Origin of the sequence: Beijerinckia sp. 28-YEA-48 (genome assembly GCF_900104955.1) — a bacterium.
In the GTDB taxonomy this organism is placed as follows: Bacteria; Pseudomonadota; Alphaproteobacteria; order Rhizobiales; family Beijerinckiaceae; genus Terripilifer.
The window spans coordinates 5,906,619-5,918,378 of the sequence record NZ_FNSI01000001.1; the positions used below are offsets into that span (position 1 = coordinate 5,906,619).

11 protein-coding genes are annotated in these 11,760 nt (G+C 63.0%); 7 read left to right on the forward strand and 4 right to left on the reverse strand.

Features of this window, described 5'->3' with window-relative positions; all coding sequences use genetic code 11:
* Nucleotides 1-104 precede the first annotated feature (104 nt).
* From BLW50_RS27730 to BLW50_RS27760, 7 genes are all read left to right on the forward strand, one after another.
* Entirely contained in the window at nucleotides 105-554 is a 450-nt protein-coding gene (locus tag BLW50_RS27730; RefSeq protein WP_244544421.1) for a hypothetical protein, read from the forward strand.
* A gap of 132 nt (nucleotides 555-686) precedes the next feature.
* Nucleotides 687-977, forward strand: a complete 291-nt coding sequence (locus tag BLW50_RS27735) for a hypothetical protein (RefSeq protein ID WP_090708405.1) — start codon at nucleotides 687-689, stop codon at nucleotides 975-977.
* Between the two features lie 236 nt (nucleotides 978-1,213).
* Entirely contained in the window at nucleotides 1,214-2,155 is a 942-nt protein-coding gene (gene trxB / locus BLW50_RS27740; protein WP_244544422.1) for a thioredoxin-disulfide reductase, read from the forward strand.
* A gap of 30 nt (nucleotides 2,156-2,185) precedes the next feature.
* The gene (locus tag BLW50_RS27745) at nucleotides 2,186-3,076 is read left to right on the forward strand and encodes a LysR family transcriptional regulator (protein ID WP_090708409.1); all 891 of its coding nucleotides are present in this window, start codon (nucleotides 2,186-2,188) and stop codon (nucleotides 3,074-3,076) included.
* 344 nt (nucleotides 3,077-3,420) lie between these two features.
* The gene (locus BLW50_RS27750) at nucleotides 3,421-3,963 is read left to right on the forward strand and encodes an FmdE family protein (RefSeq protein WP_170850387.1); all 543 of its coding nucleotides are present in this window, start codon (nucleotides 3,421-3,423) and stop codon (nucleotides 3,961-3,963) included.
* A 107-nt stretch (nucleotides 3,964-4,070) separates the two neighbouring features.
* On the forward strand, nucleotides 4,071-5,114 hold the full coding sequence (locus tag BLW50_RS27755) for an ABC transporter substrate-binding protein (RefSeq protein WP_090708414.1): 1,044 nt from the start codon (nucleotides 4,071-4,073) through the stop codon (nucleotides 5,112-5,114).
* Between the two features lie 121 nt (nucleotides 5,115-5,235).
* Complete coding sequence (locus BLW50_RS27760) at nucleotides 5,236-6,228, forward strand: Bug family tripartite tricarboxylate transporter substrate binding protein (RefSeq protein WP_090708416.1); 993 nt, start codon at nucleotides 5,236-5,238, stop codon at nucleotides 6,226-6,228.
* Nucleotides 6,229-6,267: 39 nt separating this feature from the next.
* Here BLW50_RS27760 and BLW50_RS27765 read toward each other — a convergent pair whose 3' ends face one another.
* The 4 genes from BLW50_RS27765 to BLW50_RS27780 form a co-directional block, all read right to left on the reverse strand.
* Nucleotides 6,268-6,549 (reverse strand): heavy metal-binding domain-containing protein, encoded by a 282-nt coding sequence (locus BLW50_RS27765; protein ID WP_170850388.1) that lies wholly within the window; start codon nucleotides 6,547-6,549, stop codon nucleotides 6,268-6,270.
* 244 nt (nucleotides 6,550-6,793) lie between these two features.
* Nucleotides 6,794-8,386, reverse strand: a complete 1,593-nt coding sequence (gene purH, locus BLW50_RS27770) for a bifunctional phosphoribosylaminoimidazolecarboxamide formyltransferase/IMP cyclohydrolase (RefSeq protein WP_090708420.1) — start codon at nucleotides 8,384-8,386, stop codon at nucleotides 6,794-6,796.
* 93 nt (nucleotides 8,387-8,479) lie between these two features.
* Nucleotides 8,480-10,186: a heparinase II/III family protein gene (locus tag BLW50_RS27775; RefSeq protein ID WP_139267771.1), complete on the reverse strand. Its 1,707-nt coding sequence runs from the start codon at nucleotides 10,184-10,186 to the stop codon at nucleotides 8,480-8,482.
* A gap of 133 nt (nucleotides 10,187-10,319) precedes the next feature.
* Nucleotides 10,320-11,687, reverse strand: a complete 1,368-nt coding sequence (locus BLW50_RS27780; protein WP_244544423.1) for an RsmB/NOP family class I SAM-dependent RNA methyltransferase — start codon at nucleotides 11,685-11,687, stop codon at nucleotides 10,320-10,322.
* Nucleotides 11,688-11,760 lie beyond the last annotated feature (73 nt).

Below are 11,760 nucleotides of genomic sequence, written 5' to 3' on the forward strand. Positions count from 1 at the left end.
TGCGTTGCAGTGACATAGGGCCAGCCACCTTTGTCTTATATCGACTTTCGGTGGGTCACGTGTAAACTACTGATGCGGTCGGAAGGGGCCCAGAGGAGACTTCCATGAAGAGTATTTACGGTCTTGCCGTCGGCGCTTCGCTCGCAGTCGCGGCTTTTGCGTCTGCCCCGGTCGCGGCCATGCCGTTGTCCGCGGGTATGGCGCCTTCAGTTGCCGATGCTCATGCTTCGGCCTTGACTGAGCAGGTGCAATATCGCCGCGGTGGCCCGCGCGCCTACGGCGGCCGGGTGGTTGTCGGCCCGCGCTATTATGGCGGCCCGGGCTATTATCGCCGTGGTGGTATCGGCCCGGGTGGGGCGATCGCCGCTGGCGCCGCGATTGGCATTTTGGGTGCCGCTGCGGCGGCTTCCGCCGCGCCGAGCTATTATCCGGCTCCTGCCTATGGTTACGGCGGCTATCCGGCCTACGGCGGTGGCTGTTATTGGGAACGCCGGCCGGTTTATGACGCGTGGGGCAATCCGCGCGGCACGCATCCGTTCCAAGTTTGTCGCTGATTATCGGCGCATTGTAGTGGCAGGCCGCTGTTATCCGACAGCGGCCTGCTTTTTAGTTTAATCGGAACGAATGTTCTTCCCACGGGTTTTGACCGTGACGCCTACGCGTCGGGGGGTACCCCTGGAGGAATTATGAATATTTTCGCAAAAGCCGCCGTCGCTCTCTCTTTCCTGGCGGGCGCATCCGTCGCCAGCTTAGGGATCGCGCAGGCCGCGCCAGCAAGCCCCAGCGTTGGCGGTTTCGAGGCTGGATTGGTTCAGCCCGTTCAATACTACAACCCCGGATACCGCCATGACCGCGAGCGCCACGAAATGCGCCGCCACATGATGCGCCGGGAAATGCATCGCGAGATGAGGCGCGAGGGCATGCATCGCGATATGCGGCATGACCGGATGCGGCGCCAGATGTATCGCGGGATGTAATTTAATAAATTCAATGAGTTAATGGCGCTCCGGCCGAGGGTTGGGGCGCCCTTTTCCTTTTTGGCAACACGGCGCGAGCAAATTGACGTGCTTTCCGCGCTCTGCGGCTTTCCGCCGAGCTCTGCATCTATTACATAACTGGGACGCCTCAGCGGCCGGTCAGGCCGCCCATTCCCCGTTTTCATGCATTCCGAGCCCATAAGATGAGCAATAAGCAAGTTCCCCAGCATGCAAAAATGATCATCGTTGGTTCCGGCCCTGCGGGTTACACCGCCGCCATCTACGCCGCGCGCGCGATGTTGGAGCCGGTCATGATTTCGGGCTTCGAGCCCGGTGGTCAGCTGATGATCACGACGGATGTCGAGAACTATCCGGGCTTCGCCGATCCGATCCAGGGTCCGTGGCTGATGGAGCAGATGAAGGCGCAGGCCGAGCATGTCGGCACGCGCATGGTCTCCGACCACATCACCGCGGTGGATCTGTCGCGCCATCCGTTCCGCCTCAAGGGCGACAGCGGCGTCGATTACACCTGCGATACACTGGTGATCGCCACGGGTGCGAAAGCCAAATGGCTCGGCATTCCCTCCGAGGAGAAGTTCAAAGGCTACGGCGTTTCGGCCTGCGCCACCTGCGACGGCTTTTTCTATCGCGGCAAGGAAGTGATCGTGGTCGGCGGCGGCAATTCGGCGGTCGAGGAAGCGCTTTATCTCGCCAATCTCGCCTCGAAGGTCACGGTCGTGCATCGCCGCGACGGGTTCAAGGCCGAGCGCATCCTGCAGGAGCGGCTGTTCAAACATCCCAAGATCGAGGTGGTCTGGGATCACGCGCTCGACGAAGTGACCGGCACGGCGACGCCGCCGGGCGTGACCCATGCGCGCCTGCGCAACGTTAAAACCGGCGAAGTGACGGAGAGGGCTGTCGACGGCGTTTTCGTCGCCATCGGCCATGAGCCGGCGTCGGAACTGTTCAAGGGGCAGATCGAGATCAAGCCGAACGGCTATATTCGCACCGCGCCCGATTCGACGGCGACCAATATTCCAGGCGTTTTCGCCGCCGGCGACGTGACCGATGACATTTACCGCCAGGCTGTCACAGCAGCCGGCATGGGCTGTATGGCGGCCCTGGAAGCGGAGCGCTGGCTTGCCGCCCACGAAGTGACCAAGGTGGCGGCGGAGTAAGCGCAGCGGGCAATCTGAAGGGCTGACACGGTGGACTGGGACAAACTGAGAATATTCCACGCGGCGGCAGAGGCCGGGTCGTTTACCCATGCCGGCGAGGCACTGGGGCTGAGCCAGTCGGCCGTTAGCCGTCAGATCAGCGCGCTCGAGGCCGATCTGCAGGTACCGCTGTTCCACCGCCATGCCCGAGGGCTGATCCTGACCGAGCAGGGCGATGTTCTGTTTCGCACGGTGCGCGATGTCGTGGTCAAGCTGGACGCCACCCGCACCCGACTGTCGGACAGCCGGGAGCGGCCGCACGGCGACTTGCGCGTCACCACGACGGTGGGAATCGGGACCAATTGGCTGACGCCGCGAATCGGTGAGTTCCTGGAGCTTTATCCGGACATCAAACTGTCGATTCTATTGTCGGACGATGAGCTTGACCTGTCGATGCGTGAGGCCGACGTAGCGATCCGGGTGCGTGAGCCGGTGCAGGCCGACATCATCCGCCGACGCATTTTTACGATGCATTTTCATGCTTATGCATCAGTGGCTTACCTGAAGCGTTTCGGCGAGCCGAAGTCGCTCGAGGATCTCGATCACCACCGCATCCTGACCTATGGGGTGTCGGCGCAAAACTACTTGAGCAGCGTCAACTCCCTGCACTTTGCCGGCCGTGATGCAAAGAACCCGCGTCCCTCGACGCTCACCGTCAACAATATCTCGGCCCTGCGCCGGGCTGTGGAAAACGGTGTCGGCATCGCGGTGCTGCCCGACTATATCGCGCTCGCCGACACCCAGCTCGTTCGCATCCTGCCGCAGGCGGATATGCCCGAGCTTGAGTGCTATCTCGCCTATGCGGAAGAAATGAAGAATGTCGCAAGGGTTCGTGTGTTCAGGGACTTCCTGGTCGCGAACGCGCAGCGGTGGGACTATTAAGCCTGTGCATGGCTGGAGCCAAGTTTGGTTACTCGCTATGCATTATCTGCACAGGCACCATGCACATTGCGGCGTTGCGACGCACGACTGCACCGCGCAATATGTCTGGGTCGGCTGAGGTTTGAGCCAAGCCCCCTCCCTTCCGGTGAGGCTCACAAAAGAACTTCATGCCGTTCCCCTCTGGAGACATCCGGCTTCCCCGCTGGATTGTCGGCCGGGCAGCAATGCCCGGCCTTTTTTTATGCAAAATTTCCCTCAAATGCCTCCGTTTGTGCGGTGTACGACTTGTCCGCTCGAAAATTCATGCTAGCGATCGCGTTGGTATGAAGAGGGAGGGAAAAGTTATGACGATGCATAGCTCGCTCAGCGACAAAACGGCTGCGTTTGTCACGCGACTGGTCGGAGCGACCGTCATTCTGGCGTTCGCCGGCAGCTTATCGGCAGCCCAAGCCCAAAGCCGCGAGGAATGGATCGCGCTCGGCACCCGCGTGCACGGTGGCTTCGGCGCGTTCATTCCCGTTGGCATTCGCATCGGGCTCGATGCCCTCCAGAAGCTCAACGCCAAGCCGCGTGAGGTCAATGTGACCTTCTGGGCCGGGCCGAAGGCGCCTTGCGCCTGCCCAGCCGATGGCATTCTGATCGCCACCACCGCCAGCCCCGGCCAGGGCTCGCTCACCGTGGCGTCGGACAAGGCGCCCGAGGGCCTGTTTGCCGTCGCGGTCATCACCCACAAGCAGAGCGGCGCCTCGGTGAAATATACGATCGCTGAGAGCTGGATGCCCCGCCTGGTGGAGATGAACAAGACGCTCGATCCGGCCGGCCGCTTCGATGCGGTGATGCAGGCCGAGGGGCTCTTTCAAGCCGAGCTGACGCCGGCAAAGCCATAGCTCAGTCAAAGCCCGCGCTGTCTGGGCTTAGGCTGTCTGTAGCCACGGTCTTGCTGGACCCGATGATCCTGCCTGGGATATGAAATAAAGACCAGGGGAGGACAATCATGATCACCAGACGCGCATTCGCGCTGTCGGGTGCGGCGGCAGCGACAACGCTGGCCGCGCCCGCGCTCGCGCAAGGTCCCACCAAAGTCAAACTCGGCGTCCCAAACGCAGCCACGGATGTGGGCTATTTCGTTGCCCATGCACGCGGCTATTTCAAAGACGAAGGACTCGACGTCGAGATGATCCCCTTCGACTCGGCGGCGCGCATGATCGCGCCGATGGCATCCGGCGATCTTCAAGTGGCGGCGGGCGGGCCGTCGGCCGGGTTCTATAACGGCTTCACGCGCGGCCTCGACATTCGCATGGTCGCCGACAAATCGCGCAACATCGTCAACCGCAGCAGCATCCGGCTGATGGTGCGCACGGCCTTGGTCCAGTCAGGGCGGGTCAAGACGATCGCCGATCTGAAGGGGCTGACCTATGCCAATGGCGCACCGGGCAGTTCCGCCAGCACGCTGTTCTACCTGCTGTTCAAGAAGGCCGGCATCCCGATGGACCAGGTGCGGGAAACGTCCATGAGCTTCCCGCAGCAGGTGGCGGCGTTGGAAAGCGGCGCGATCGATTTCGCCATGCCGCCCGATCCGGCCGGCACGCTGGCGGTGAAACGCGGGGCGGCGGTCGCTTTGATGCCGAGTTGGGAATTGATGCCGTCGCAACAAGTGGCAGTGACGCTTTATGGCGGCAAGTTCATCAAGGAGCAGAGCGAACAGGGCAAGCGCTTCCTGCGCGCCTTTCTGCGGGGCGTGCGCGATCATAATGACTCGCTCGACGACACCGGCAATTTCTCGGGCGCCAAGGGCGATGCGATCATCGACATCCTGGTGAAATACGGGCCGTTCCGCGACCCGCAGATCTATAAGTCCTTCGTGCTCGCCTATTGCGATCCCGACGGCAAGCTCGACATGCAAGCGCTGCAGACCGACATCGACATTTTTGGCGAACTGAAAATGCTGGAGCGACCAGTGGAGCTCGCCAAGGTCGTGGATATGAGCTTTCTCGATTGGGCCCTGCAGCAGCTCGGGCCCTACAAGAAAGCGGCCTAAGCGTTGAGCGTGGAGCAGATATGATGCGCGGGCGTTTGAACGTTCGCGCATCATCTATCTATAAGAATGCGTGGTGATCATCCAACAACAACAAACGCCACGATAAAAACAGGAGGAAACGATGCAGAACTTGTCTCGCCGGCACGTCATCCAGGGATTGTCGGCCGCGACCGCCATGCCCACACTCGCCGTTCCCCTTCTGACCTTGCCGGCCATCGCCCAGGATTATCCGACGCGCGATGTGAGTTTTGTCTGCGCCTTTCCAGCGGGCAGCGGCGCCGATGTCATCGTGCGCTGGTATGCGGAGAAAATGCGGCCGCTGCTCGGGCGCACTGTCATCGTCGAAAACAAGGTTGGCGCCCTCGGCAATCTGGCAACGGAATATACGGCCCGCTCAAAGCCCGACGGGCACACGATCTACGTGCATGGGGCGACGGCGCTGGCAGCCAACATGAGCCTGTTCAAAAAGCCGCCGGTCGATGCCGAAAAGGAAATCCAGATCGTCGCCACCATCAACAGGCAGCCGACCATGCTGGTGGTGCGCCCCGACGCGCCTTGGCAGACGCTGGCCGAACTCACCGCTTTTCTGAAGCAGAAGGGCGCCAAGGCGAGCTATGGCACGTCCAATCCGCTCGGCCGGGTGATGGGCTCGATCTATAACCAGACCATGGGCCTTGAGGCCGTGGAGGTCATCTATCGCACCGCCGGCGATTCATTGAACGACCTGACCAGCGGCGCGCTCGACTTCGCCACGCTCGACAATATTTTCAGTATCTCTCAAGAGCGCGAGAAGCGGGTCCGCATTCTGGCGATCAGCCCGCCCGAGCGGATGCAGGTGGTGCCGCAGTTTCCGACCATGACGGAGCTTGGCGTGCCGATGAAGATCGTCGGGTGGTTCGCGGCGATGGTGCCGATGGCGACGCCGCGCCCGATCGTCGAGCGGCTGAACCAGCTGTTCAACGAAGTCACCGGTAGCGCCGAAGGCAAGGTCTTCCTCAACAGCGTCGCCAGCGATCCCTGGATCACGACACCGGACGAGGGCCAGGCTTTCCTGCGCGAACAAATCGTCGACTGGAGAGCCTGGATCGACCAAGCGAAGATCGAGCCGCAATAATGCTCGGTCTTCGCTGAATGATGTCGGGCTGTTTGGGGATCAGCCGCGGGCGAGGCGGACGGCGACGCCGCTGACGATAACGCGCTTGAGATCGCAGGCGGACAGATCGCAGCTCTTCACGCCATCGACGGTGTAATCAACGTCGACGATGGCGTCGGCTTCGTAGTCCTTGGCCTGGTCGATGAGACGCTTGAGGGCCTGGGCTCGCAATTCCTCCGAGGTGGCACTGACCGTACCGCCCCAGCTGGTAGCCGCCGAAATGCGCCCGATCTCCCGGACAACGCGGCTGCCTTGGATTTCATGACTCGAACTGACTAACACGATACTTCTCCTGAACCCCCAACCATGCTGCTACGCGCAGCTGGTTTCTATCCCATTAATGGCAAGTTTGCGTCCGCAGTCGGTGCGAAGCCGCACCGTGCGATCACTAATAGTGAATGTGCGTGAACCGGGCCTGAACGCTGCATAGCGTTTCGCAGCTCGGCGGAGCCGCCGAGCGCCATGAAGACGCGTCAAAATAAGAGAATCTCGGCAAAATCACGTTTCTACCGAAACGTGATTTGCTCTAGTGCCGGAAGTGGCGATGTCCGGTCATCACCATGGCGAGGCCAGCCTCGTCGGCGGCCTTGATCACCTCGTCATCACGCATCGATCCGCCCGGCTGGATGATCGCGGTGGCGCCGGCTTCGGCTGCCGCCAAAAGCCCATCAGCAAAGGGGAAAAATGCATCGGAGGCGACGACCGAGCCCTTCGCCAGGGTCTCGGATAGGCCGGCCGCCTTGGCCGCTTCTGCGGCTTTCCAGGCGGCGATACGCGAGGAATCGACCCGCGACATCTGGCCCGCGCCGATGCCGACCGTGGCCCCGTCTTTGACATAGACGATGGCGTTCGACTTCACGTGTTTACACACTCTGAAAGCAAATTTGAGGTCGATCAGTTCGTGTTCGGTCGGCGCGCGCTTGGTCACAACGCGTAGATCCATGTCGTCGACCACCGCATTGTCGCGGCCCTGGACGAGCAGGCCGCCGGCGACGGTGCGTACTGTGAGCCCCAGGGCGCGCGGATCAGGCAGGCCGCCGGTCACCAGCAGGCGCAGGTTCTTCTTGGCGGCGACGAGGGCGATGGCCTCATCGTCGGCTTCCGGCGCGATGATGACCTCGGTGAAGGTCTTGACGATCTCGCGGGCCGCTTCGGCATCAAGCCGGCGGTTCAGCGCCACGATGCCGCCAAAGGCCGAAACCGGGTCGCAGCGCAGGGCTTTTTCATAGGCCTCGCGCAGCGATGCGCCCTCGGCGACGCCGCAGGGATTGGCATGTTTGATGATGGCGACGGCGGCGGTGCGGGCGGGATTGAACTCGGCCACGCATTCGAAAGCGGCGTCGGTGTCGTTGACGTTATTGTAGGAGAGCGTCTTGCCCTGCAATTGCCGGGCGGTGGCGACGCCGAAGCGGCTGTCGGGCGTGCGATAGAAGCCGGCCGACTGGTGCGGGTTCTCGCCATAGCGCATCTTCTCGGCGAGCTGGCCGCCGATGGCGCGATAGTCGGGTGCTGTTTCGCCGATGGCATTGGCGAACCAGTTGGAGATCGCCGCATCATAAGCAGCGGTGCGCGCGTAGGCTTTTTGGGCGAGGTGCTGGCGCAGCGCCAGCGTGGTGGCGCCGTCATTGGCCTTCAGCGCGTCGAGCACCGAGGCATAGTCGGCGACATCGACGATGACGGCGACATCGGCATGGTTCTTGGCGGCGCCGCGGATCATCGCTGGACCACCGATGTCGATGTTCTCGACGCAATCGTCATAGCCCGCGCCCTTCGCGACGGTCGCCTCGAACGGATAGAGGTTGACGACGAGGAGATCGATCGGGGCGATGCCATGGGCCAGCATGGCCGCCTCATGCTCCGGGTTCTCGCGAATGGCGAGCAGGCCGCCATGGACCTTCGGATGCAGGGTCTTGACCCGCCCGTCCATCATCTCCGGGAAGCCGGTGACGTCGGAGACGTCCTGCACCTTGATGCCCGCGTCGGCGATGGCCTTGCAGGTGCCGCCGGTGGAAATCAGCTCGATGCTAAGGCCGGTGAGGGCGCGGGCGAAATCGATGAGGCCGGTCTTGTCGGAAACGGAAATAAGCGCGCGGGCGACGCGGCGAAGATCGCGGGGCATGGCGGGGGATCTCGGGCAGCAGGGTGAAGCAATTGGTGGCCGGCGCTTAGCATGCGCCGGAGCCGGGGGAAAGCTTGGCTATTACGGTTACTGTTATTGTGACCGGCTCAGCACCCAGGGCACTTCCGACTGGGTGGCGGCATTGCCGTGTATGACGATCTGGGTGGTGGCGCGGGGGCCGTCGAAACCGGCGAAAAAGACGCTTTCTTCCAGGGCCAGGGGCAGGCCGGAGGCGTGGAAAATCCAGGCTTCGCCGGTGGGAAGGGCGAGCAGCACGCCCTGGCCGTTTTCGATCAGTCCAGCCCGAACCTGGGGGTGCAGGTGAAAGCGCAGGGCATAGTCGACGGAATCGAGGCCCTGGGCGTTGTTCTTGCCGATCCGCGACAGGGTGTCGGCGCCCTCCAGCCGCCAGCCGTCAGCGGCCAACGTCAGCCGGCGGCGGTGTAGGGCGCGGAAAGCGGCACTGTAGCCATCGTGGCTGACGTCGATCTCGCTCGCCAGCTCATCGTCGTTGCGACGGGTTTCGACCTGCGAGGGACCGGCGACAATGAAAGTGTCGCAGATGGCGCGGGCGAGGCTGCTGGTGGCGAAACGGCACGATGAGGTATCGGCGAGAATCAAGGTCGAATGGGCGGCCGTCAGGCGCGCCGCCTCGCGCATCGCGCCACGCATCTGGGACGGCGCGCCGCAATTGACGATGATGCGCTGCCCCTGGCTCGACAATTCAAACGACAGCGTGCCGGCATGCGCCCGGCTCGAATATTCCGGCGGCGGCGGCGCGCCAGCGTCGCAGACGACGATGGTGGTGCCACCTTCGAGCCGTTGATAGCCGGCATAATGAGCATTCAGCACGGGCTGGGCACGGGCATCGTCATAGGCGAGCACGGTGGCCAGCGTATCAGGCGCCGTCACGCCCATGCCATTGAAGAGCGCCAAGGTCGCATCGCCATGGCGCATCATGCGCAGCATCGGCATCACGCGGTCGACGCAGGAGATGAGTTCTTGCGGGATCGACAGACCACGCGCGGCGAAGGCCTGGCGCAGCGGCAGGAGATCGAGCAGGAGATCGACCAGAACCTGCGGGTTGCGCGAGATGTGGCCTCCGTCCGGCAGCACCTGGGCCTGTAGCGTGTTGACGAGCAGTTTCTCGAATTTGCGCCGGGAGCTTTCCAGGCCCGTGGCGCAAAGGCTTGCCTGCATCAGGGCCAGAACGACAGTGAGCTTTGCTTCGCCACCGAGCCCGTCGGCCACTTGACGCGACAGGAAGGTGACGTGGCGGCCGATGCTCTTCATGAAGCGGCGATAGAAATTGGCGTCGGCGCCTTCGAGCAACAGCGGCGAATGGGACAGCCAGGAGATAAGCCGGCGTGCCGCTACCTGCGGCTGCCAAGCGATGCCGCTGGTCTGGCGATTTTGTCGCGTGATCCATTCGTCGACGAGCGAGCGGGCGTTGGCGCGCGCCAGCGCGGTTTCGGCGGCGCGCAGATGGCGCAGCCAGGCAAAGCCCATCAGCGCCGTTTCCCATTCCTGCGGCGCTTCGGTGAAATCGAAGGGTGACGTGCCGTGTGAATCGACGATGCGGCCGGCGAAATGGAAGTGACCGGCGTAGATGTCGTCGGCGATGGCCGGGTCGGTGGTGCGGATGTCCTGCGGTGCGATCGCCAGGGCGCGGGGGCCCCGGGTGCTGAAATCGGCGATTTTACGGCCTGGCCACGCCAAAGCGCGCCGCGTTGTACGCAAGCCAATTCCCCACGCCAGACGAGCAACCGTCAGGCGTTCAGCAACAGACACCGCCGTCACCGCGCCAAACCTCCTTCGCAACCAGGCTGAAAGATCACCATGACCCTCTTGTCTCGACGACTCAGAGCCATTTTCTTACCTGATTGGAGGGCATTGGGCGAATGGAAGCAAATCAAGCTGGTGAGAGAAGCTGTCAGCTCGGCCGCCGTTGCAGACGAACGGCGAAGAATCCGTCAAGCCCGGCCATTCGCTTGTCCGCATGGGGCAGATGCGATGGCAGCGTGCGCACTTCGCCATCGGCATTGATGCACTCCGCCAGTCCGCCGATCTCGTCCGCCGTCACCGGTGCGCGCAGCATATCGGGATTGCGACGCAGCAGGGCGGCAATGTGCTGTTCGCCCTCCTCGGGTTCGAGCGAACAGGTGCAATAGACCAGACGGCCACCGGGCTTGAGCAGGCCGCAGGCGCGATCGAGCATTTTGGCTTGTAGCGTCGCCAGCGCGGTGATGTCGCTGATGCGCTTGGTCCAGGCCACATCAGGATGGCGGCGGATGGTGCCGGTGCTGGAGCAGGGGGCATCGAGCAGAATGGCATCGAACGGCGCTGCATCGAAGCTCAGCGCATCGCCGATGTGCAGTTCCGCCGAAAGGCCAAGGCGGGTGAGATTTTCGGCGACACGCTTCATCCGTTCGGCGGAACGGTCGAGCGCCACCACATGGGCGCCGTGAAGCGCAAGCTGGGCGGTCTTGCCGCCTGGCGCGGCGCAAAGATCAGCAACGCGTTCGCCAACGGCGACGCCGAGCAGGCGCGCCGGCAGGGCAGCGGCTGCATCCTGCACCCACCACTCGCCATCGGCATATCCGGCCAGCGTCTCGATCGGCGCATGGGTGGAGAGACGCACCGAGCCGGTCGGCAGAGCGATACCGCCAAGCCTTTGCGCCCAGCCTTCGGCGTCGGATTTCACCGTGAGATCGAGGGTCGGTTCCTGCCCATGCATCGCGGCGATGGCCTGGGCGGTCTCCTCGCCATAGATCTTGTTCCAGCGCACGGCGAGCCATTGCGGCGTGTCGACGAATGGATCGTCCTGCACGATCTCGCCGGCTTCGTTGGCGCGGACGATGGTGCGCAGAACCGCATTGGCGAGGCCCGCGAAGGCGGCCGAACGGGGATCGCGCTTGACCGCATGCACGGCTAGATCGACCGCGGCACGGTCAGGCACGTCCATAAAGAGGATTTGCGCAACGGCGGTGACAAGATGCCATTCCAGGGCGCCCGACTTCTTCGGCAGGCCTTTCTCAAGTCCCTGAGCCAGGCGTGCGCGAATGGAGCCGAGATGGCGCAAAGCCGTCGTGGCGATGGAGCGCGCCAGTGCGCGGTCGCGGGCATCGAGTTCCGATGTGCGGGTCGCGGCGAAGCGATCTTCAACCGCATGTCCCGAAGCCAGGATATCGGCGAGCGCTTGAGCGGCGGTGAGGCGTGCGGACAATCCGGGTGGCGGCGGTGGCACCGGCTCGGCAGAACGAGCACCAAATCCACCGGAACGCTTTTTTAAGTCTGGCAACCCGCACCGTCCTACAAAGTCTGTCCCGGCATCATGTGCGGGGACGGGTGAAGAGGCCGGTTGACGAATCAAC